Source organism: Paraburkholderia sp. BL6669N2 (genome assembly GCF_003387275.1).
In the GTDB taxonomy this organism is placed as follows: Bacteria; Pseudomonadota; Gammaproteobacteria; order Burkholderiales; family Burkholderiaceae; genus Paraburkholderia.
Map to the genome: position 1 here is coordinate 1048838 of NZ_QUNA01000001.1, position 23541 is coordinate 1072378.

Annotated in this window: 15 protein-coding genes and 1 pseudogene; 7 read left to right on the forward strand and 9 right to left on the reverse strand. The window is 62.6% G+C overall.

The window, feature by feature from the left end:
- Positions 1-28: 28 nt before the first annotated feature.
- The 4 genes and pseudogenes from B0G80_RS04725 to B0G80_RS04740 form a co-directional block, all read right to left on the reverse strand.
- The gene (locus B0G80_RS04725) at positions 29-2668 is read right to left on the reverse strand and encodes a type VI secretion system Vgr family protein (protein WP_116117178.1); all 2640 of its coding nucleotides are present in this window, start codon (positions 2666-2668) and stop codon (positions 29-31) included.
- A 112-nt stretch (positions 2669-2780) separates the two neighbouring features.
- Positions 2781-3365, reverse strand: a pseudogene (gene tssG, locus B0G80_RS04730) (type VI secretion system baseplate subunit TssG); the annotation flags it as partial.
- A 689-nt stretch (positions 3366-4054) separates the two neighbouring features.
- Complete coding sequence (locus B0G80_RS04735) at positions 4055-4933, reverse strand: lipid A biosynthesis lauroyl acyltransferase (protein WP_116117180.1); 879 nt, start codon at positions 4931-4933, stop codon at positions 4055-4057.
- 405 nt (positions 4934-5338) lie between these two features.
- Positions 5339-7840 (reverse strand): penicillin-binding protein 1A, encoded by a 2502-nt coding sequence (locus B0G80_RS04740; RefSeq protein WP_116117181.1) that lies wholly within the window; start codon positions 7838-7840, stop codon positions 5339-5341.
- Positions 7841-8331: 491 nt separating this feature from the next.
- Between B0G80_RS04740 and B0G80_RS04745 the strand changes: the two genes are divergently transcribed.
- The 3 genes from B0G80_RS04745 (at position 8332) to B0G80_RS04755 (ending at position 11499) form a co-directional block, all read left to right on the forward strand.
- Complete coding sequence (locus B0G80_RS04745; RefSeq protein ID WP_116117182.1) at positions 8332-8952, forward strand: hypothetical protein; 621 nt, start codon at positions 8332-8334, stop codon at positions 8950-8952.
- 569 nt (positions 8953-9521) lie between these two features.
- Positions 9522-10202, forward strand: a complete 681-nt coding sequence (locus B0G80_RS04750; protein ID WP_011488613.1) for a PspA/IM30 family protein — start codon at positions 9522-9524, stop codon at positions 10200-10202.
- Positions 10203-10290: 88 nt separating this feature from the next.
- Positions 10291-11499 carry a M48 family metallopeptidase gene (locus B0G80_RS04755; RefSeq protein WP_116117183.1) on the forward strand — a complete coding sequence of 403 codons (1209 nt, stop codon included), beginning with the start codon at positions 10291-10293 and terminating at the stop codon, positions 11497-11499.
- 104 nt (positions 11500-11603) lie between these two features.
- Here the strand turns inward: B0G80_RS04755 and B0G80_RS04760 are convergent, their stop codons facing one another.
- Positions 11604-12293 (reverse strand): TetR family transcriptional regulator, encoded by a 690-nt coding sequence (locus B0G80_RS04760; protein ID WP_181919907.1) that lies wholly within the window; start codon positions 12291-12293, stop codon positions 11604-11606.
- 145 nt (positions 12294-12438) lie between these two features.
- On the opposite strand from B0G80_RS04760, the gene B0G80_RS04765 reads away from it, so the two are divergent.
- The 3 genes from B0G80_RS04765 to B0G80_RS04775 all read left to right on the forward strand — a co-directional run bounded on the left by B0G80_RS04765 (position 12439) and on the right by B0G80_RS04775 (position 16876).
- Positions 12439-13929 carry an NAD(P)/FAD-dependent oxidoreductase gene (locus B0G80_RS04765; RefSeq protein ID WP_116119516.1) on the forward strand — a complete coding sequence of 497 codons (1491 nt, stop codon included), beginning with the start codon at positions 12439-12441 and terminating at the stop codon, positions 13927-13929.
- Between the two features lie 112 nt (positions 13930-14041).
- Positions 14042-15031, forward strand: coding sequence for an alpha/beta fold hydrolase (locus B0G80_RS04770; protein WP_116117184.1), 990 nt, complete (start codon positions 14042-14044; stop codon positions 15029-15031).
- 438 nt (positions 15032-15469) lie between these two features.
- Entirely contained in the window at positions 15470-16876 is a 1407-nt protein-coding gene (locus B0G80_RS04775; RefSeq protein ID WP_116117185.1) for a methyl-accepting chemotaxis protein, read from the forward strand.
- A gap of 490 nt (positions 16877-17366) precedes the next feature.
- Here B0G80_RS04775 and B0G80_RS04780 read toward each other — a convergent pair whose 3' ends face one another.
- From B0G80_RS04780 to B0G80_RS04795, 4 genes are all read right to left on the reverse strand, one after another.
- Positions 17367-18185 (reverse strand): ABC transporter permease subunit, encoded by an 819-nt coding sequence (locus B0G80_RS04780; RefSeq protein ID WP_116117186.1) that lies wholly within the window; start codon positions 18183-18185, stop codon positions 17367-17369.
- Complete coding sequence (locus tag B0G80_RS04785; protein ID WP_116117187.1) at positions 18185-19114, reverse strand: ABC transporter permease subunit; 930 nt, start codon at positions 19112-19114, stop codon at positions 18185-18187. The genes B0G80_RS04780 and B0G80_RS04785 overlap by 1 nt, the downstream gene beginning before the upstream one ends.
- On the reverse strand, positions 19111-20277 hold the full coding sequence (locus tag B0G80_RS04790; protein ID WP_181916758.1) for an ABC transporter ATP-binding protein: 1167 nt from the start codon (positions 20275-20277) through the stop codon (positions 19111-19113). The genes B0G80_RS04785 and B0G80_RS04790 overlap by 4 nt, the downstream gene beginning before the upstream one ends.
- Positions 20278-20369: 92 nt before the next feature.
- Positions 20370-21470, reverse strand: coding sequence for a polyamine ABC transporter substrate-binding protein (locus tag B0G80_RS04795; RefSeq protein ID WP_106285588.1), 1101 nt, complete (start codon positions 21468-21470; stop codon positions 20370-20372).
- A gap of 510 nt (positions 21471-21980) precedes the next feature.
- Between B0G80_RS04795 and B0G80_RS04800 the strand changes: the two genes are divergently transcribed.
- Positions 21981-23285: an Nramp family divalent metal transporter gene (locus B0G80_RS04800; RefSeq protein WP_116117188.1), complete on the forward strand. Its 1305-nt coding sequence runs from the start codon at positions 21981-21983 to the stop codon at positions 23283-23285.
- Positions 23286-23541 lie beyond the last annotated feature (256 nt).

Consider the following 23541-nt stretch of genomic DNA (forward strand, 5'->3'; position numbering starts at 1 on the left):
ATCGTCCTTTTTTCTGAATAAGGAATGCTCAGCAATCGTGGGGATCGTCGTCAGGCGGGGCATCGTCCGGTTGCTGCGCATCGTGCGGATGCGCCGTGAGATTCTGCTCGCTGGCAGTCCAGACGCGCTGGGTCAGGCCGTTTTCGTCCGTTATGCCATACCAGGTTGGCCCGTTCTCTGCGTCCAGTCGGTACGGGTAGTTGCGCAGGATGGCGCCGCTACGGTCCCGAAGCGTGAACTGCGCACTGAAAGGTTTCTCGCCAGGCAGATCGGGCAACGGCATGCGCTTCGAATCTGGATTCTGCACATCCCAACGCCCCTTCTCCAGAATCACCGCCGGCGAGCCGTTGATAATCCCGCTGCCGTTGATCTGGATATACGAGCCACCCGCGCCGATCCAGACTTCCTTCGACGCGGTGATGACGACCTTGCCGTCCGTGCTGCTGATCGTGATGTCCTTCAGGGCGGCGAGCGCCATCTGGTCGCTCTGCGCCTGGATATCGACGCGGCCTTTCGCGGCGACCAGTTTCAGCCCAAGCTGGTAGGCGAACATCGAGATCGCACCGCGCACCGACGCGAACAGTGAGCGCCCCGCCGACACGCTCACGTCACGTCCTGCTGTCACCGCATGATCCTGTCCACTCACGATGTGCGTTCCCTGCGCGGCGGTCATGCCGATGCCCGCCGCGCTCGCAACGACAAGATCGGGCCGCGTCATTTCGGGGAACGGATTTTCACGCCAGTGGGCGGTGTCGCCCCGGATCGCGTCGTTCTGCGCCTTGATGGCTTTCGCGGCGTCGTGCTGGCTCGCGTCCGACGACTGCGCGTTGTGCTGCTGCGCGAGCTGCGCCATGTCCTCGTGTTGCGCGCGCGCCTGCGTCAGGCGCTGCACCGTCTCGCCCATGTCCTTGGCGGGCGACTGCGCGCCGCTGCGCGTCTCGGTGGTCACCAGCATGCCCCGGTTTGCGCGGACCACGCCCCATGAATCGGTGGCGAGTTCCCAGCCGATGCCGCGCGCCTGTTTGCGTCCCTCGCCGGGCACGATGCGCGTGTTGTAACCCACCACCAGCCGCGAGTTCGCCTGATCGCTCGTCACCTGCGCCTGTAACCGGTCCGGTGTGTCGTCCGCAACGAACTGGTTCGACCCGCTCCCTTCCAGATTGCGACTGAGCAGGCCTGACAGGGCATGGTTGTCCTGCAACGGCCACGGCGGCATGTTGTCCGCGTTGTAGGCCTGCCCGATGACGAACGGCCGGTCCGGGTCGCCGTCGATGAAATCCACGATCACTTCCGTGCCGATGCGAGGCAGGCTGATGGCCCCGTGACCATTGCCCGCCCACGGCGACATGACCCGCGCCCAGCACGACGAATTCTCGTCCCGGTTCGGCGAGCGGTCCCAGCGGAACTTGAGCGTCACGCGGCCATACGGCTCGGTGGACACGACGTTTCTATCGAAGCCCGTCACCACGGCGCTCTGCGGTCCGGTGGTGCGCGGCTTCGGGACCGTGCGCGCCGGACGGAATACATTGGTCGCCGGTTGCACGGTGAAGTCGGTGTCGAACCGGTAGACGCCCGGACCGGTCGATTCCATTGTCTCTTCGGCATCGAGCTTCGCGCGGATCACCATGTATTCCTGGTTCGCCTTGCGATACGGGTGGTTCTCCAGATGGAAGGTCGTCCCGCATACGACATTGCGCAGCGCGCCGCGGCCTTCGGCGCGTTCGCCGCGCGCGAACAGTTCCTCGATGCGGATCTGCGCGGACTTCTCGCCTTCGGCCGGGTCGGTGTAGTCGCCGGGCCACTCGTAGCGCGCCAGATCATTGTGGATCGTCTTCTGCGGCTGGACCTTGCGCACCCCGAGATTGGCTTCGGGCTGCTTGAAGTCATAGTCGCCGGTGGTCCAGACGCCCGACTGCAACGTCTGGGCAATATCGAACGCGTCGATATACTCCGCGTCGATCCTGTGGCCCGGCGGGTAGTACGCGAGCGTGTGATACGCCTCGCTCTGCACCGGCTTGTGCGCGCCCACGTGGTCCACGAACACCATCCGGTGAAAGCCCTTCGAGTGTTCGAAAAACCAGTAGATGCCGTTCTCAGCCATCAGCCGCTGCACGAAACTGAAATCCGTTTCGCCATACTGGACCTGATAGTCCAGTCGCGGGTATATCCGGCTGGTGCGCCAGGCGCAGGAAAACGGATAGATCCGCAGCACTTCGCGAATGATGTCGATAACATTCTTACGCTGGAAGATCCGGTAGTCCGAGCGCTGCCCGGCAAGCCAGAGGCCGGGTTGCAGCGTGAGCCGGTAATGGCTCTGCCGGTCCTGCTGTTCGACAAAGCGCGCGCTGGTCACGATGCCGCTGATCTCACGCATGCCGCAGCCGATGTTCGACGTCCACGAAGGGCCGGAAACCCCGCTCATCCCTTCAAGCTGGATAGCCACGGTCAGTGGCCTGCCGATCATGGCGCGCAGGTCGAGGTTCGCCGCGTCGTCGCCGAACATGTCGAGGTCTTGCGGCGTCACCATGTCCAGCGTGTACGTGTAGATTTCCGACAGGGCTTCCTCGCCACGGATTGATCTGAGCACCAGTGCGGGCTCGCCTGACGGCGATTCCGGCAGCGCCGCGCCGCTCACGGTGATGGTGCGGCGGGTCGAAAAATCCAGCATGAGTGTCCTTCCTCCAGGATGAATGAATGCGGCTCACGGCCACTCAGGCCGCTCAGGCCGCGCTGCGGGTGCCCATGCGGGGCGGCCAGAGCGCGACGGGGCCGCGCTGTACCGAGCGCATCGAGGTCTCCACGAAGGTATGCATCGGGACGTGGCGCGCATGGGCCGGAAACGGCCGGCCGGCGATTTCGTCGGGATCGTGGCCGGCGAGGCTCGCGACAAAAAAGGAGAATGTTTCGTCATCCTTCCGGTCGAGGCCTGCTACGGCCTGTGCGGAGGCCCACGCCCGGTACAGCAGAGTCAGGTAGCGGTGGTGAAAGATGTCGAGGAAGTTGACGAGCGTGGCATCCCGCCGGTTCTGCTCACGCTCGCGTGCAATCTCGGTCATGTGAATCGGCAGTGGCCCGTTCGGCCCGAACATGCCCAGACTGAGAAGCCGTATCTTCAGACGCCCGTTGACCTCACGCACGTCGGCAATCTCGCGCGGCGCGAATGCAAGGCTCGGCGCCTGGCCGAGACGGAACGGCTCCGCCTGTGGACGCCGCGCGGTGCCGACCGGGTCAATGTGGGGATCGGCGCCGATACGGCGCAGCAGGGAAATAAACCCGTAGCGCCAGGGTTCGGCCATCAGACGTTCAACGCTTTCCGGTGAAAGCGCCACGCCGGGCATGGGCAGATCGAAGCGGGCGCGCTCCATCAATCACGACGCGCCTGATGCGGCCCGCACGGGAAAGACAGGAGCCGTGAGGCGTGGATACGTAAGACGTGGATACCTGTCGCAGCGTACAGCTTTCATCGTTTGACCTCTTCCCCGAGTTTTTTCAATCATCGGGGATAGTCGTTCGATAGTCAGCAGGACTATTTCGCAATAACGCTGGGAAATGTCAGCGGCGTCCAGTTGCATTGACGGTTATCCACCCCGTCCTGAGCATGTTATGTATCGTGCATCGACACGGACCACCGGGCTGGCGTCGGCGCAGGCATAAAAAAGCTTGCGACGGGCGCGGGCAACGCGAGCGCGTCTGCAGATCAGGAGGGGAATTGTGCCGACATGCAGAATCAATGAGAGGGTCGTGTACGCAGCCGTGACATCGGACAAATCCGGGAACGCGCAGCAAGCGACAAGATAAAAAAGGGCGACCGGAGTCGCCCTGAATGGTCACGCAAAACACCTGCCCTGTCCCAATGATGCGGACAACCGGAGGCCGTGTGCCAGCAACCAGGTTGTTAAATTCGAACGGAACAGATGTTTGTAGCTCTTTAGCGTCGCGGGCGAATTTATCCACAGAAATTGTTCGCAGGCTTGTTGATAACACCAGGAGATCCTACCTAAGTACTTGACCCCACACGACATTCATCCCCAGACGCAGTTAACGCCGCCGCGCCTCAATAAACACTCGCCTCACCCGCCGGCCGATTCTTGAACCGCTTGTGCACCCAGTAGTACTGGTCAGGAATCCGCCTCACCTGCGTCTCGAGAAACTCGGTGATGCGCCGCGCGTCCACGGCCACATCGTCGGACGGAAAATCGCTTAGCGCTTCGAAGATGCTCAGCTTGTAGCCGCGATAATCCGGCAGCACTTCCGTCACGAACGGCACCACCCGCGCATTCGCCGCGCGCGCCATCCGCGAGACGGAGGTGAGCGTGCAGGCCGGCACGCCGAAGAACGGCACGAACACCGAATCGCGCAAGCCGAAATCCATATCCGCGGCGAGCATCACCGGTTTGCCGTCGCGCAGCGCGCGCAACGCGCGTCGCACACTGTCGCTGCGCGGAATCATCTCGGTGCCGAAGCGGCCGCGCTGCCGCTTGGCCATCGCGTCGAGAAGGAGGTTCGACATCGGCGTGTAGAGCGAAGCGACCGGATGCCGCGTCGAATACATCATGCAGCCCGCCTCGATGCCGACGAAATGGAAGCCGACAAAAATCGTCGGCTTCCCTTCCATGTCGGACAGATCAATCGCGCTCTCCACTTCGACGAGGCGCGCCAGCGCCTGCGCATTGCCGAACCATTGCGGCCCGCGTTCGACGTAGCTGCGGATCACGTGACAAAAGTGCGCGCGCGCCAGACGTTCGCGCGCCTCGTCGCTCATGTCCGGGAAACACAGCTTCAGATTGGTATGCACGACGCGCCGGCGCGTGCTGGGAATTCGGTACAACAAGGCGCCGATACCGGTGCCGATTCGCGCGACGACGCTATACGGCAAAAAAGCAAACGCGCGCAGCAGACCTGTCATCAGACAGATCAGGATTCGACTTTTCACAAGGCGGGACCCGGTGGATGCTGGATGGCAAACACGCCGGCCGCGGCAACCACAACATTGCCAGCGGACGAAGTGACATACGCGCGCGTCTTAACGGGTCTCGCGCGGCGCGGATTCGAGAATGGACGTCTCGCTTGTGGCGAAATGCCGCGGTGCCGGAAGCCGATCCCGTGCAGGGGATCAGGCGTCGTTTAGGACCCTTGATAAAAGCACCGCCGGCGTGATTAAAACACATCGCGCGTGCCGGATACACAATCCACCGGGCAGACCACCCGGCAAACGGCAGGAAAGCATTGCCGGGCGGCGCTTCCCTGCTCTTTCAAAAACTTGCCTGCGTGCGCGGCCGCCAGATTCAAACGGTCCGCACACGCCCGCCGCGCCCCAAGGGAATCCCCCTGGAAAACATCACGGCTTGTTCGACTCGAACAGATCCATGATCTGCTTCTTCTCGTTCGACGAGACACTCGGCGGCGGCACCGTCGGCGGCGTCATACCGGCCGGGCCGACGCCACCGACCGCATCGCTCACGCCGGCGGTCGGATTCGCCGAGTCCAGACCGATGCTGGCGACGAAGCCGTTGCCCGGCGTCATATCCGTATAGAACAGTTCGCCGTCGACCGAAGTCACGCCGTCAGGCTGGGCCGGTTCGCTTTGCGGCACGCCGCGCAGCGCGCGCTGCATGTATTCCACCCAGATCGGCAACGCCAGTTGCGCGCCGAATTCGCGGCTGCCGAGACTCTTCGGCTGGTCGTAACCCATCCACGCCACCGCGACGAGCGACTGCTGATAGCCGGCAAACCAGCCGTCTTTCGCGTCGTTGGTCGTCCCCGTCTTGCCCTGCAAGTCCGTGCGATGCAGCGCGTTGGTGCCCGCGCCCGTGCCGGCCGTTGCCACCGAGTGCAGCAGGCTGTTCATGATGTATGCGTTGCGCGGTTCGAGCGTGCGCGGCGCATCGCGACCGGCCGTCAGCGGCTGCGCCTTGGAGAGCGGTTGACCGCGCGCATCCGTCACCTCGTTGATCAGATACGGATTGATCCGGAAGCCGCCGTTCGCGAACACCGAATACGCACCCGCCGACTGCAATGGCGTGACGAGGCCCGCGCCGAGCGCCATCGGCAGATAGGGCGGGGTTTTGTCGGCGTCGAAACCGAAGCGCTGCGTGACGAAGTCTTGGGCGTATTTGGTGCCGATGTACGACAGAATGCGGATCGACACGAGGTTCTTCGACTTCTGCAGCGCGAGACGCAACGGCATCGGACCGTCGGGCTGGTCGTCGTCCTTCGGCTCCCACGCGTCGCCGCCCGGCGTGCTCGACGGGAAGTACAACGGCGCGTCGTTGATGATGGTGGCCGGTCCGAGACCCTTGTCGAGCGCGGCCGAATAGATGAACGGCTTGAAGCTGGAGCCCGGCTGACGCCACGCCTGCGTGACGTGGTTGAACTTGTTCTTGTTGAAGTCGAAGCCGCCCACCAGCGCGCGAATCGCGCCGTCCTGCGGCGTGAGCGACACCAGCGCGCCTTCCACTTGCGGCAGTTGCGTGATCTGCCAGTTGCCCTTGTCGTCCGCCATCAGGCGCACGATCGAGCCGACCTTGATCTTCGTGGCGGCCGTGGCGCGCGCGCTCAATGCGGCGGCAGCGAAACGCAAACCGTCGCCGCTGATCGTCACCTGCGTGCCGTCCACGAGTTGCGCCTTGACCTGCTTCGGACCCGCGTCCGTCACCACGGCGGCGATGATCTCGCCGTTGTCGGGGTGATCGGTGAGCGCGTCGTCGATAGTCTGGTCGCGGTCGTCGCCCGGCGCGGGCAACTGCACGAAACCTTCCGGCCCGCGATAGCCGTGACGCCGCTCGTAATCCATCACGCCCTTGCGCACCGCGCGATAAGCGGCGTCCTGGTCGGCGGAGTCGATCGTGGTGGTGACATTCAGGCCGCGTGTATAGGTTTCGTCCTTGTACTGCGCGTACATCATCTGCCGGACCATTTCGGCGATGTACTCGGCGTGCACGCTATATTCGTTGCCCGGATTCTTGGTGTGAATCTCTTCCTTCACGGCCTGATCGTACTGATCCTGGCTGATGTATTTCAGCTCCAGCATGCGCCGCAGAATGTACTCCTGACGGATCTTCGCGCGCTTCGGGTTGACCACCGGGTTATACGCGGACGGCGCCTTCGGCAAGCCGGCCAGCATCGCCGATTCCGCCAGCGTGATGTCTTTCAGATCCTTGCCGAAATACACACGCGCGGCCGCGGCGAAACCATAGGCGCGTTCGCCGAGATAGATCTGGTTCATGTACAGCTCGAGAATCTGATCTTTGGTCAGCGCGCGCTCGATCTTGTACGCGAGCAGCATTTCGTAAATCTTGCGCGTATAGGTCTTCTCGCTCGAGAGGAAGAAGTTGCGCGCCACCTGCATGGTGATCGTGCTCGCGCCCTGCGAGGCGCCGCCGTGCGAGAGGTCGGAGACACCCGCCCGCAGAATGCCGATGAAGTCGACGCCGCCGTGCTCGTAGAAGCGATAGTCTTCGATCGCGAGCACCGCTTTCTTCATCTGGTCGGGGATGTCCTGGAAGCGCACGAGAGAGCGCCGCTCCTCGCCGAACTCGCCGATCAGCACATGGTCCGCCGTATAGACACGCAACGGCACCTTCGGACGATAGTCGGTCAGCGCGTCAAGCGAGGGCAGTTGCGGCCCCATCACCACCAGCGCATAGCCGACGATCAGCGCGCCCACCACCGCGAGGGTCGCGAGCAGGCTGGCGAACCAGATGACGAGAGTCGCGCCGAGCGAACGGCGGCCGGCCTCGGCGTCGCGCGAAGCTGCATTGCGTCCTGGAGTGCGTTGGTAGGAATCCCGGTCTTCACCAGACGGAGAATTGGATGAATGCGGTCGTTTGATGATTGGCATGACTGGAATAGTGGGCGCATGACTGAACGCCTTTCTGCACGCGCTCATGGCGCGCATATGAATCGTGATCGAGAATCGTAGCCTGAGGCGCAAACCACCGCACGGCCCTTTGCCCCCGGCAGGCCGCACGGCGCGCCCGGATCGAGTCCGGCGCAACGTAACAGCGCATTTTAAAAGAAATCAAGCACGGTCCAAGTTAGTTTTTTTGTAAGAATTCCCTTCGCGCGAAAGGAGTCTGTAGTTTCGGACGGCCCCACGAGCGCTTTCACGCGCTGCCGGAGTTATTCACAGAAAATGTTGAAAGGCCTGTGGACAAGCTGCCCGCAAACGTTACAACTCGTTGATGCCATGGGATTTTCATGTCACGCCCGTTCCGCATCGGGGCAACTCGTCATATGATGGACTCGGCGCGCGCTAACACGGGCTCGCGCCGCGGCGTCCGCCAAATGGCCGCTTTGAACCGCCCATGCCAACAAGTATGCGAGCCGACCATGAATAAGCCCAGCGAACGCATCGTCGTATTCGTCACGACCGCGCAGAAACGCGCGATCACCGCCACCGCCGAAAATCTGGGCATCAGCGTCAGCGAACTGATGCGGCGCGCGGTCCTGAGCTTCGGCGCGACCAGCGAACAGGTGAAAGCGGCCAGCATCGTCGACCGCCTGCGCGCGCCCCGCGCGCCGGACGCGCTCGACGCCGCGCTGCAACGGGTCGCGCGCGGCACACGGCACGCGCGCGCCGCATTGCCGCCGGTTTTGCAAACGCACGGCGACAGCACAAGCGGCGCGCCTACGGGTGGCGCGGCGGCTTCCAACGCGCCTGCGCCGGGCGGACTGCCGGGCTTTGCATCCGGACAGGCGGAGCCCGCGCCGTTGTTGCCGGCGGGTCTCGCCGCCGCGCTCGCCGCCGGCATCGACGAGGAAGCAGCGGCAACCGCCGAAGCCGTCGCGCGCGTGGCAGCAGCTGAAGCGGCATCGACGGGAGGACTCTCAACGCAAACCGACACGGAAGCGCAATTGCGCAGCGTGCTTAAACACCCGCGCGTCGACACCCCGCGCGACGACGACGATCCACTGGGCGATCCCTCCACGAAAGGCGGCCGTTTCGCGTGACGGGTTCGTGCGATGCCTAGCATGCTGATTGCGTCGGCGCGTTGCACATCGTTACATCGGCGTCATTCAAAATGCGTGAGCTTTCGGCACCGCAAGCCTGGCATTCATCCAGCGATCAGAAGCGGCGTTTGCATATTGAAAGCAGCTTCGGCGTTTGCGTCCTTTGTGTGGTTGCATGCACGACTATTGGCCATCGCCAACCCTGCTCGCGTACGACGACTATCGACGCAAACACCGCCCGCTCTCACCGCGCCTATTCACGCCCACGACACGTGCTGCGCGCAAAGTTGGCTAATCTGTCATCGCGCCCTTTAAGGGGGTTTTAAGAGAGCGCGTGGTGTAATATCCGCGAGCGGCTGAATGACGCATCGCGCGATTTAACCTTCGAGCTGTTTGCCACTCGATATTCGAATCGAACAATTTACGTTGCCGCTATTGCAATCGGCGCGCGCGCCCCGAACTCCGGTCCGAACGTCGCGCAGCTTCGCGTGCAGCGGCGTAAAGTAGCAGTTGAATGCAGTTGAGCGCGCGGGATTATTCAGCGCCGTTTACATTCTTTGGAGGTTTTCATGTCGCTTTTTGACAGCATTTCCCGCACGCTTAAAGGTCTCCTGAACGACGCAGCCGACTCCGTGCAAGATCCGTCGCGCGACTCGCGCCAGATCGTGCGCGAACTCGACGAGAGCATCGCCAAAGCCGAGAACTCGCTGATCGAGATTCAGGCGCAAGTGGCCACGCAGCAAAGCAAGCGCGATGTTGCCGCGGACAAGGCGAAGAAATACGAAGACGGCGCGAAGCGCGCGCTGCAATCCGGCGACGAAGCGCTGGCGCGCGAAGCCCTCGGCGCGCAAGCCACGGCTGAAGCCGAACGCGATGCGCTCGCGAAGGAACTGACTACGCTGGAGCCGTCGGTGGCGCAGCTCAAGAGCCAGATCGAAGACATGCGCACGCGTCGCAACGACCTGAACGCGCGCTCCAACATTCTGCAAGCCAAGCAGCAGATTGCCCAGGCGAAAGATGTGGCAGCCACCGCATTGGGTGGCATCGGCGGAAAGAATCTGTCCGAAGATTTCCAGAAACTCGAAGACAAGGTCGCGCTGTCGAATGCCCGTTCAGACGCACGCCTGAATTCGGCCGACGTGAAGAGCGGCAAGGCGCTCGACGACAAGCTCGCGGATCTGAACCGCGGCCCGTCCGTCGAAGATCGTCTCGAAGCATTGAAGAAGCAGATCAATACGCCGGCCCAGTAATTGCGTCGGCAGCAGTACATACCGGTGGCCTTCGTGTGAGCCGCCGGAATCGACTGAAGGAGACGGGCGCAACGCGCCCGGTCCGTAAATGAAAAAATTTCTCGCAACCGCGTTTTCCTCACTGCTGTTCGTGTCGGCCGCGGCGTTCGCAGTGCCCACCGTTCAGCAGATCGAATCGGCCATGTCGCAAGGCAACTGGCAACAGGCCGACGCCGGCCTGAGCGAAGTGTTGCAGGCGCATCCGAACAATGCGCGCGCGCACTATCTGTACGCCCAGGTGCTCGATCGCGAAGGCCGTTCCGCCGACGCGCTCGCCCAGGTGCAGCAGGCCAAGACACTCGACCCGCAAATCCGCTTCACCGACCCGACCCGCTTCGCGCAAACCGAAGCACGCATTCGCAAGGACGCGGAACGGGCAGGCGCCATGGGCGGCAACACGACCAGCCGCGCGCCCAACCCGTTCGCGCAGCAGCAGACCGCGCCGTCCGTGCAGCAACAGTCGGCGATGGTGCCGCAGGCGCCGCAACGGCATGGTCCGGGCATGGGCATGTGGATCGGCATTCTCGTCCTCGTCGGCATAATCGCGCTGGTGCTGCGCTGGACCTTGCGCCGCGCCCGCACGCAAGGCGATACACGTGCCGACGACGAGCGTCGCATCCAGCTCAAGCGCGCCACGGAAATGCTCAACACCGTGCGTTCGCTCAAGCTCGATGTGAAGCTCTCCACCGTGCAAGGTCATGAGGCGCTGGAGAAGGAAGTCGAAGCCACTGAAGACCAGTTGCGCGGCCTAGTAGAAACGTTGTCGAACAGCAAGAATCCGCTGCCGCCGTATCAGCTCGACGAGCTCGAGCAACGGCTCGGCAGCATGCGCGCGCGCCTCGAGGGCCGGCCCGATCCGTATGCCGCTCCGGCCGCCGGTTCGCAGCAGCAGTCTCCGTATGCGCAGGAAGCCGAACGTTTCGGCAATCCACCGCAAGCGCCCTACCCGCAGCAAGGTCCGTATCAGCAACAGCCGCCGGTTATCGTGCAGCAAGGCGGCGGTGGTTTCGGCGGCGGCATGGGCGGTCTGCTGACCGGCGTGCTGCTCGGCGAAGCGCTGAATTCCGGGCGCGAGCGCGTGGTGGAGCGCGACGTGATTGTCGACGACGAAGCGCGCCGTCGTGGCACCGACGGCGGCAATGGCGGCAATGGCGGCGGCCTCGACTTCGGTCAGGGTTCGAACGACTGGAACGACAACGGTGGCGGTGTCGATCTGGGCAGCAGCGACGACTCCGGCGGCTGGAACGACAACACCTGAGGTTCGCCGCGCGGCTGAAATCGAATCAGGCTGCACAAGCGCGCGTCATTGAAACAGGCTCCTTTACGGAGCCTGTTTCGTTATGGCGATTAGTTTCCGAGGCTTCACGTCCGCATCGTCACCCGTTCACTGACCGATGCATGCTGCGCCAGCACCACCGAACCCGCGAACAGCCGGATGATGAAGCGCTCCGCATAAGCGATCAGCGCATCGCGGCGCGCGTCGTCTGCGTCGATATATTCGGCTGAGAGATGAAAGAGCTGCAGCACGATCTGCGTGCAGATTTCGTCGACGGTCTCACGAGAAAGTGTCGGCATCAATTCCAGCTGAACGATGTCGTCGGCCATTTCCGCCGATACCTCGTGCAGGTTCGCGCGCACGGCTTCGCGCAATGCCGGCGACGTACCATGATATTCGGCAAGCGCGCTCAGAAACGCCGCGCGGTTGTCCAGCGCGAATGCAAAGAACGCGACGCAGGCGCGGCGCGGCACGCTATGCGGTTCGTCGTGCGCGGCGAGCCAGCGCTCACGCCGCAGCATCGGCCGCAACCGGCGGCTCACCGATTCGAGAGCTTCTCGCGCCAGCTCGTCGAGTGTGTCGAAATGACGATAGAAGGTGTTGGGATTGAGTCCGGCCTCGCGCGCCAGTTCGCGCAAACCCAGGCTCGTGAAACTGCGGCCGCCGGCCGTCAGCCGCAACGCGGCTTCGATCAGTTTGCGCTTGCCGGCCGGCAATTCCTGCCCAAGGGCTGGGCTGTGTTCGGCGGCAGGCGCCGCATCGGCTACGAATGTCATGGGTTTTCAATCGATGCGCGCCATGCGCGTTTAATAGCAGTACTCTAAACGATCTTGACGCCAGGTGCACAGTTGTCTACCCTGCGCGTTATGCCGCAGCATGCATCTGTAGACGCCTGAAATTCGCCCCATGCCGGAGACCGCCGTGACGCCTGCTTCATCCGCCCCGCCCGCCGCGCCGCGCATCGTCATTGTCGGAGGCGGTTTTGCCGGGATCGGCATGGCGATTCGTCTGCAGCGAATGGGCATCACGTCGTTCACGATCTACGAGGCGGCCGGCGATATCGGCGGCACCTGGCGCGACAACACCTATCCCGGCGCGGCCTGCGACGTGCCCTCGCATCTCTATTCGTTTTCGTTCGAACCCAATCCGGCGTGGTCGCGCGCGTTCGGCGGCCAGGCGGAAATCTTCGCCTATTTGAAGCGCTGCGCCCGCAAATACGATGTAGAGCGTTACGTGCGTTGCAATGCGCGTGTAGCCGCGGCGCGTTTCGACGAAGCGCGCCAGGTCTGGCATGTCGATATCGATGTGAACGGCGCGCGCGAAACCATCGAGGCCGATGTGGTGATCGCCGCAAGCGGTCCACTATCGCGCCCGGCCATGCCGCAAATCGCGGGGCTCGAACGCTTCGAAGGCAAGCTGTTTCATTCGGCGCGCTGGGACCATGCGTATCCGCTCGAAGGCAAGCGCGTCGCGGTGATCGGCACGGGCGCGAGCGCGGCCCAGTTCGTGCCGAAAATCCAGCCACGTGTTGCGCATCTCGATCTGTTCCAGCGCACCGCGCCATGGGTCATGCCCAAGCCCGACAAACCGGTCGACGCGCGCGCCCGGTGGCTGTTCCAGCATCTGCCGTTCACGCAGCGCTTCTTGCGCAGCGCGATCTACTGGCAGCTCGAATCGCGCGCCATCGCGTTCGTCGTCAATCCGGAGCTGCTGAAAGTGCCGATGAAATTCGGCCTGAGCTACCTGGAACGACGCGTCAAGGATCCGGAGCTGCGCGCCAAGCTGACACCGAACTACCGGTTCGGCTGCAAGCGCGTGCTGCTCTCGAGCGACTACTATCCCGCGCTCAGTCAGCCGAATGTCGACGTGGTGACGAGCGGCATCCGCGAAATCGTCGCCGACGGGATCGTGACCGAAGACGGCGTGCATCGCCCCGCCGACGCCATCATTTGCGGTACGGGTTTCCAGGTCAACGACGTCGGCGCGCCGTTCGAAGTGACCGGTCTCGACGGCGCGGATCTCAGCGCTCAGTGGCTGCGGGACGGCCCGGAAGCCTACCTCGGCGTGAGCGTCGCGAACTTTCCGAACTTCTTCATGATCGTCGGGCCGAATACGGGCCTTGGCCACAACTCGCTGCTCTACATGATCGAGTCGCAAGTGCAATACATCGCCGATTGCCTGCGTGTACTGCGTCGCCGCAAGGCACGCACGATGAATCTGCGGCCCGACGTGCAGCGCGATTTCAACACGCGTTTGCAGAAAGACATGCAGCACTCGGTATGGGCGAGCGGTTGTCGTAGCTACTACCAGACCCGCAGCGGCAAAGTGACCGCGTTGTGGCCGGGCTTCAGCTTCAGCTTTCGCAAGCGCACTCGCCGCGCGCGTCCGCACGACTATCGCTTTGCGCCTTGACGGCGTGACGCAGTGAGCGGCGGCTGACAACCCGGGAGAACACGACGCCGCCCATGCGATCCAATTCGAAGCCACGCGAACCAGAAATCGAACTACAAGGGAGACAAATAACATGGCAAGCATCGACTCCGGCACGCCCACCTCGACGTCCCCGTTACCGCCGCGCTCGCTCGCCGCGCGCCTCGGGATCACCAGCGTGCCGCGCGACGAATTGCGCCGGCGCTATACGCAAAGCGGCTCCAGATTCGTGAAGATCATGGGTGCCGACGTGCATTACGTCGACGAAGGCGGTGGCGACATCATCGTGATGATCCACGGCTTCGCGTCTTCGCTGCATACCTGGAATCGCGTCGCCAACGAACTCAAGCGCGAGCATCGCGTGATCCGCCTCGACCTGCCGCCGTTCGGCGTGACGGGACCGCTGCGCTCCAGCAGCGGCGCGATCGAAACGATGAATCTGCCGACCTACCGGCGTTTCATCGACACATTCATGCAGGCGCTCGGCATCTCGCGCGCGACCTTCATGGGTAATTCGCTCGGCGGCCTGATTGCGTGGGACTATGCGGTGCGGCATCGCGAAGCAGTTGAACGGCTCGTGCTGATCGACTCGGCGGGCTTTCCGATGAAACTGCCGATTTACATCGGCCTGTTCAACAGCGCGCTGGTGCGGGTCAGTTCGCCGTGGTGGCTGCCTGAGGTCATCGTCAAAAGCGCGGTGCGCAACGTGTATGGCGATCCGCGCAAGATCGATGCGGTGACGCTGCGGCGCTACGTCGAGTTCTTTCACGGCGAAGGCACACGCGCCGCGATCGGCAAGATGGTGCCCACGCTCGACTTCAAGGAAGTCGACACCGACGAGCTGAAGACACTCCACGTGCCGACGCTCGTGCTATGGGGTGCGAAGGATCGCTGGATTCCGACTGCGCACGCCGCCGAATTCGCCGGCCGCATTCCGGGCGCGAAGTCGATCATGTATCCGGGGCTCGGCCATATTCCGATGGAAGAAGCGCCCGAGCGTGTGATGACCGATCTGCGCGCCTTTCTTGGCACGCGTGGCGCACGCGTTCCGGTTGACGAAGGCACACGTCGCGCACCGGCCTGACCCAACCGCTTCGTCACCACGATTCAATCAATCGATGTTTCGCGCGGGCTCGCGCGTGCATATGGCGCGCGAATCTTGCGCGCCCTTCCCTCGCGTCGCGCGACGCGTTCAGCCGCCGCCCAGCAGACGCAACAGTCCCCAGAGAAACTTGCAGAGCATGACGATCAGCTCCCACAGATGATAGAGCTGTTGCCAGCCCGAAACGCGCGCGAAGGAGTCGATCATGAGTTGCCGGTAAGAAACGGAAAGGTCTACGGATAAGCGTGTGGACCGCGGTTGGACCGCACATCATAACGACTGCGGGATACCCCGGATCAAGTCGCTTGAAAGACTGCCGTAAACGCGTCGAGGAGGCGCTGAAAACGCGTTGGGTGATTGCGCCGATTGAATGCGCCGGGCGCGGCGGCGGAGAACATATTGCATGCGAAGGAGACCACCATGACGCGTTTCAGCTTTCGCCGTTCGGCCCGTTCGCACACGGTGGTCGGCGATATTGCCGCGCAAGCCGGCAAACTGGGCATCGAAATCTGCGACGTATCGGGCCACGTCGAGGAAGTAGCCGCACGCGTGCAACACCAGGCGCAAGTATGCCGCGCGCTGCGCGAATCGGCCGCGCAGACGCTCGCGGGCAATCATCGCATTGCCGCTGCCGCGCGGAAAATGAGCGACGTATCCGCCGAAGCCGCGACCGGCGTGCAGGAATCGCAGCAAACGCTCGAAGCGTCGCTCGCCGACATTCATGGACTCGTGGAAGGCGTGACCGTCATCGAAAGCCAGATCGGCGCGTTGCGTAGCGCGCTGGCGCATGTGAGCCGGGTCTCCGAGGAGATTTCGCTGATCGCGCGTCAGACTCATCTACTGGCGCTAAATGCCGCGATCGAAGCCGCGCGCGCCGGCGACTCCGGCAAGAGTTTCGCGGTGGTCGCGGCCGAAGTGAAGAACCTCTCGGCGAAGACCGCGCAGGCCACCGGGCAGATCGAGACCACCTTGGCGCAGCTCACGCAACAGACCGAGCAGCTGATCAGCGAGGGATCCGTGAACACCGCGCGGGCGCACCGCGTGCGCGAAGGCACGCGCAAGATCGGCGACGTCGTGCATGCAACGGGCGATGCGATCGCGCATCTGAATGACGAGGCCGGACAGATCGCCGTGTTGACCGGCGAGATCGAATCGCAGTGCGGCGGACTCGAGGCGCAGGTGCTGGAAATGGCGAGCGGCGTCGAGGATTCGAGCGAGAATTTCGTGCAGGCGAAGGACCGGTTGGGGAATTTGCTTGGCGTGTCCGAAACGCTAATCGAGCTGACTGCCGCGACGGGTGTGGAAACGGCGGATACGCGTTTTATCGAGGCTGTGCAGCGGGCGGCGGCCGCCGTGAGCAAGGCATTCGAAACGGCGGTGGCGCGTGGTGAAGTGTCGATTGAGGATCTGTTTGACCGGCATTATGTGCCGGTGGTTGGGAGTAATCCGCCGCAGTTTTTGACGCGGTTTACCGCGTTGACCGATCGTGTTTTGCCGGCTATTCAGGAGCCTTTGCTCGATCTCGACCCGCGTGTCGCCTTTTGTGCCGCGGTCGATTCGCGGGGGTATTTGCCGACGCACAATCTGAAGTTTTCTATGCCGCAGCGTGATGGTGATGTGGTCTGGAATACCGCGAATTGCCGGAATCGTCGGATGTTCGATGATCGGACCGGGATTGCCGCGGCTTCACATACCAAGCGGTTTTTGTTGCAGACGTATCGGCGGGATATGGGCGGTGGGGAGTTTGTGCTGATGAAGGATGCGTCGGCGCCGGTTTTTGTCGGTGGGCGGCATTGGGGTGGGGTTCGGGTTGGGTATCGGGTTTGAGGGTTTTTGGTTTTGGCCTTTTCTTGTGTTCTTGGTGGTCTATTAGCGTTGCCCCTGTGCGCATTCGGCGCTTGTGACAAGGCGCTCATTCTTCGCGCCTCGCGCTCCGCGCTCGCCGGAACGGTATGCTCAAAGGTAGTGGGTCCGTTTGTGCGCAATGGGGTCATTGGCGTCGCCCGATGATGCCGCGCACATCGTCGTCAACCGCTCTCTGAACGACCGCGACGGCGCGCGCAGCGCCGCCGGAAAAATGACTTCTTTGTCACTCACGCCGAATGCGCGAGAACCCAGATTCCAGATGCACCACTACCGCAACTGTGCGGGGGACCCGCTTAAGAATTAGCGGTGTGAGCCGCTTTCTCTTGCTTACTTCTCTTTGCGGCCGGCAAAGAGAAGTAAGTGCCGCCCGCACAGGGGCAACGCTAATAGACCACCAAGAACACAAGAAAAGGCCAAAAACGCAAAGACCACCGCAAAAGAACTGAGAAACTCAAACCGCCATCCCAGCCCGCCTCCTCTCCGCCCGCTGCATAAAATAATTAGCCGCCACCACCCCAACAGTAACCACAGCAATAAAGAGAGTAGCCAACGCATTCATCTCCGGATTCAACCCCAACCGAACACGCGAGAAAACAACGAGCGGCAAAGTAGTCGACCCAGGCCCAGACAAAAACGCCGACAGCACCAGATCATCAATCGACAAAGTGAACGACAACAACCACCCGGAAACCAGCGCCTGAGAAATCAGCGGCAACGTAATAAAGAAGAACACCCGCAACGGCGTAGCCCCAAGATCCAGCGCCGCCTCTTCGAGCGAGGGATGCAACTCCTTCACCCGCGACTGCACGATGATCGCCACATAAGAAATACACAGCATCACATGCCCGATCCAGATCGTGAAAATGCCGCGCCCGGCAGGCCAACCCAACCACTTGGCCATTTCGATGAACAGCAGCAGCAGCGAAATTCCCTGAATCACCTCGGGGATCACCAACGGCGCATTGATCATCCCGGTATACAGCGTAAAGCCGCGAAACCGCCCCATCCGCGCGAGCACGAAACCGGCCCACGTGCCAATGACAACAGAAGCAAACGCCGTCAACAAAGCCACCCGCAACGACAACCACGCCGCCGCGATCAACTCGTCATCCTGCAGCAACGCCGCATACCAGCGCGTCGAAAAACGCGTCCACACGGTGACCAGTTGCGATTCGTTGAACGAATACACAATCAGACTCACGATCGGAATGTACAGAAACAGAAACCCGATCCCCAAAGCAATCAACTGCAAAATCCGGTTCGGTTTCATCAACGCCTTTCCTCCATCGCCTTCGCCTGCGCGTACTGGAAAAACGCCATCGGCACCAATAACAACAACACCATTGCGCACGTCACGGCAGACGCCATCGGCCAATCGGCATTGTCGAAAAACTCATTCCACATCACGCGGCCGATCATTAGCGTGTTCGCGCCGCCCAGCAATTCGGGAATCACGTACTCGCCCACCGCCGGAATGAACACCAGCAAACAACCGGCGATGATGCCGTTCTTCGAGAGCGGCAACGTGATCTGCCAGAATGCCTTCCAAGGCTTTGCGCCAAGGTCGTAGGCGGCTTCCAGCAGCGTCATGTCCATCTTCACGAGATGCGCATACAGCGGCATCACAAGAAACGGCAGATACGAATAGACCATGCCGATATAAACGGCGGTATTCGTGTGATACAACTCGATCGGCGAGTGAATCAACCCGATCGACATTAAAAAGTTATTCAGCAAGCCGTTGTTCTTCAGAATCCCGATCCACGCATACACGCGAATCAGAAACGACGTCCAGAACGGCAGCATCACGGCCATCATCAGCAGATTGCGGCTGCCCGGATTCGAACGCGCGATGTAGTACGCCATCGGATAGCCGATCAGCAAACACAATAGCGTCGAGATCGCGGCGACCACCACGGAATTCACGTAGGTCGCGAAATAGAGGCTGTCGGTCAGCAGAAACGCGTAATGCGATAGATCCAGAGTGACGTGAATCGCGCCGTCCGCGAATTGGGTCAACTCTGTGTAAGGCGGAATGCCGAGCTGCAGATCGGCGAAACTGATCTTGACGACCAGCAGGAACGGCACCAGAAAAAACAGCAGCAGCCAGATGAACGGACCGGCCACCACCGCGGTGCGCCCGGTCAGGTTGAAACGCCGCACCGGCCACGTGGCGAAGGAATTGAACGAGCGCTTCATGACGTCAGCACCACGCCGGCCGATGCGCTCCAGCGCACGTACACTTCGTCGCCCCAGGTAGGCGGGTCGATCTCGGTCAGCGCGAGGCTGGTCACGTTCGCGATCACGGTTTTGCCGGCGTCGAGCTTCACGTGATAAAGCGAATAGCCGCCCATGTAGGCGATATTCGTGACGACGCCCTTGCCCCAGTTGTATGCGCCCTCAGGCGGTTTGCGCGTCAATGCGATCCGCTCGGGACGCACCGAAATCGTCACCGGCATGCCGAGCGGACCGGTAATGCCATGGCTCACATACAAACGGCAAGACAGATCCGGCGTTTCGATGAACACGTGATCGGGCTCGTCTTCAACCGTATGGCCTTCGAACAGATTCGTCGAGCCGATGAATTCGGCCGAAAAACGGCTATTCGGATATTCGTACACTTCGTGCGGCGTGCCGAGCTGCACGATCTCGCCTTCGCTCATCACGGCAAGGCGGCCCGCCATGGTCATCGCCTCTTCCTGATCGTGCGTCACCATCATGCAGGTCACGCCGACCTTGTCGAGAATGTTGACCAGTTCGATTTGCGTGCGTTGGCGGATCTGCTTGTCGAGCGCGGACATCGGCTCGTCGAGCAGCAGCAGCTTGGGCCGCTTGACCAGCGAACGCGCGAGCGCCACGCGCTGTTGTTGACCGCCGGAAAGCTGATTGGGTTTGCGCTTCGCGAAGCGGCCCATCTGCACGAGTTCGAGCGCGGTCTGCACGCGGTCCTTCAGTTCGGCCTTCGGCACGCCTTCCTGCTTCAGCCCGAAGGCAACATTGCCCTCCACAGTCATGTGCGGAAACAGCGCGTACGACTGGAACATCATGTTGACCGGCCGGCGGTACGGCGGCAATTGCGCGAGGTCTTCGCCGTCGATCAGGATCTTGCCCGAGCTCACGCTTTCGAGTCCGGCCATCATGCGCAGCAAGGTCGACTTGCCGCAGCCGGAACTGCCGAGCAGCGCGAACAGCTCGCCCTTCTTCACCGAGAGGTTGACGCCCTTGACCGCCACGGTCTCGCCGAACTTCTTCACGACATCGACGACCTGGACGAAGTTGTCCGTGGCGTCGCCTGCAACGGCGTTCTGGCCCGGGGACGGCGCGACGGCCCCTGCCAGCGCGCCCGACTGGTCACTACTCATCACAATGCTTGACTCCGGCGTTTGACGAACAAAGCCCCCGGTGAACACCGAGGGCTTCTTGATGATGCCTACCCGTTCATTCTGGCCGCGGGTCAGCGGCCGGACTTGAATTCAGTCCACAGCCGCGTTTGCAGCCGCTGGATTTCCGGCGGCAACGGCTTCAGCAGGAACAGGGTCTTGATGACTTCAGGCGGCGGATACACGGCCGGGTCGTTCGCCACGTCCTTGTCCACGTACTTGCGCGCTTCGAGATTGGCGCTCGGGTAGTAGACGGCGTTGGTGATCGCGGCGTGAACCTGCGGCGTTTCGATGTAGTTGATCCATTCGAGCGCGGCTTCCTTGTTCTTCGCGTCCTTCGGAATCGCCATCACGTCGAACCACACCGGCGCCCCGCCCTTCGGAATGTAATACTCGACCTTGTAGGGCTTCTTCGCTTCGACCGCGCGATGCTTGGCGATCACGACGTCGCCCGACCAGCCGTACGCAAAGCACACGTCGCCGCCGACCAGGTCGTTGATATAGCCCGACGAATTGAACTGCGTGATGTACGGGCGGATCTTCTTCATCATTTCGAGCGCGGCGCGGTAATCGGCCGGGTTCGTGCTCATGGGATCCTTGCCGATGTAATGCAGCGCGGCGGCGAACATCTGGTCCGGCGCGTCGAGCACGGACACGCCGCACGCCTTCAGCTTCGAAATGTTTTCCGGCTTGAAGAGGACGTCCCAGCTATCGAGCGGCACGTTCTTGCCGAGAATCTGCTGCGCTTTGGTGACGTTGTAGCCGAGGCCGGTCGTGCCGTATGCCCAGGGCACCGTGAACTTGTTGCCCGGATCGGCGCCGGCGACGAGCGCCATCAGCGAGGGATCGAGGTACTTCAGGTTCGGCAGCTTCGATTTGTCGAGCGGCGCGAAAATGCCGGCGGCGATCTGCTTGCCGGCGTAATTGCTGGTCGGCACGACGATGTCGTAGCCGGAATTGCCGGTGAGGAGCTTGGCTTGCAGCGTGTCGTCGCTGTCGTAATTGTCGTATTTGACCTGAACGCCGGTCTGTTTGGTGAAGTTCGGAATGGTGTCCTTGGCGATGTAATCGGACCAGTTATACACGTTGAGCTGCGTGTCTTTCGCAGCGGCCGTCAACCACGGCGCCGCGCACAAGACCAGCGCCGCCACTTGCCCCACTACCCGTCTTTTCATTCCGTTCTCCGATCCTGACCGGCCCGTTGCCGGCCGTCCTCACCCGCGCCGCGGCACTGCGCCCACGGCTCCCCTGAAAAACCCGAAAAGTACCATCAATTATTGCGCGGACCAAAAAAATTGCCACGCTGTCGCGCAAACGGTACAGCGTCAGCCGCACCGCTGGAAAATTGGCCGCAATTTTAGCGGGTTATGCGCGCGTGTCCACCCGAAAAAAACACCCGTACCGGTGCGCCGTTATCTGGTTGTCAAGTTGACGCTGTGCAGGGCGCGCTTCGTTCGCGCAAACGGCGGTGGCGCGCTCCCGCATTCCGTGACTTTTATGCCGAACGGCCAAGGTCGGAGTGCACTCAAGCCGCGAAGCGTTCGACGGTGCACAATAGCTCTCACAGGCCGAGCGACGGCACGCCGCCAATCGCGTTGCCGCGTCCCGGCCTCGACGCGCCGCCCGCCGTCCGCATGGCGGGCACGTGGCTTGCAAGAGGATGCAGTCTTAACCCTCAGGCATCGATGAACACGAATCCGTTCGCATTGCGCCCCAACCGCCGCCGGCCTCTGCCGGGCGATGGGGCGGCACGTCCACCGCACTGGCTCTCGTTCGTCGGCGCCGGGGCGTTGATCGCGGTCGGCTATATCGATCCGGGCAACTGGGCGACCGCTCTCGGCGCCGGCGCAGGCTACGGCTACCGCCTGCTCGGCATCGTGCTGCTGTCGAGCCTGATGGCGATGCTGCTGCAGTGGCTGTCGTCGCGCCTGGGCGTCGTGACCGGGCGCGATCTCGCGCAAGTCTGCCGCGAACGCACGGGCCGCCGGGGCACCCTCTTTCTGTGGCTGACGAGCGAGGTCGCGATCATCGCGTGCGACGTGGCCGAGGTGGTCGGCAGCGCCGTCGCGTTGCAATTGCTACTTGGCGTGTCGCTCACGGTCGGGGTGCTGATGTCGGCGGTCTGCACCTTTGCGCTGCTCGCGCTCCAGCGGAAAGGCGGCCGCAAACTGGAAGCGGTGATCGCGGCGCTGATCGGCTTCGTCGGCCTGTGCTTCGTGGTCCAGCTCGCGCTGGCGCGGCCGGACTGGCACGCGGCGCTCGCCGGCACCATGCCGAGCGTCGAGCTGCTGCGCAACGCGGGCATGGTGTGGCTCGCGGCGGGCATCGTCGGCGCGACGGTGATGCCGCACAACCTCTATCTGCACTCGGCGCTCGTCAAGCATCACGCGCCCGACGGCAGCGACGCGCAGATCAAGGTCGCGCTGCACGTCGTCAATCTGGACACTTTCGGTTCGCTGTCGTTTGCTTTCGTGATCAATGCGGCGCTGTTGATCGTGGCCGCCGCCGTGTTCTATGTGAGCGGCCATCGTGACGTGACCGATCTCGCGGATGCCCACCGTCTGATCGCACCGCTCGTCGGCACGCATTGGGCCGGCATTCTGTTCGCGGCGGCGCTGCTCGCCTGCGGGCTGAGCGCGACCGTCACCGGCACGCTGGCGGGCCAGGCGGTCATGGAAGGCTTTCTGCGCATCCGTCTGCCGCGCTGGAAGCGCGCCCTGCTGACCCGCGCGCTGGCGATCGGGCCGGCGCTCTTCGCGGTCGCGCTGTTCGGCCAGCACGGTTCCAATCAGTTGCTGGTGGCAAGCCAGGTGGTGCTGAGCCTGCAATTGCCGCTCGCGGTCGTGCCGTTGATCCGCTTCACGTCGGACGCCGCGCTGATGCGCGGCTGGCGCGTGCGCGGCGTACCGCTCGTGCTCGCGTGGCTGTCCGCCGCGTTCATCATCATGCTCAACGGCGCGTTGTTGTGGCAACTCGCGTTCGGTGTCTGAGAGGCCGTTTTTTTCGACCGGCCTGTCAATCAAGTGACTTTGTAAGTATTCTCTGAGTATCTCGCCATGACCGGCGACGCTGTCTGCTTGCGCGGCGCGCCGGCTGTGCGGTCTGTTTCATCCCGGCTGCCGGGTTGTTTGCGGCAGCCATTTTTGTGCCCATTTTTTGCGCCCTTCAGCGCTTCCGCGCGACCGATCCGGTGAGCGTTGCGGGTGTCATCTTTCGATGCCTAGCATGTCCGTTTCGCTCGCCGCC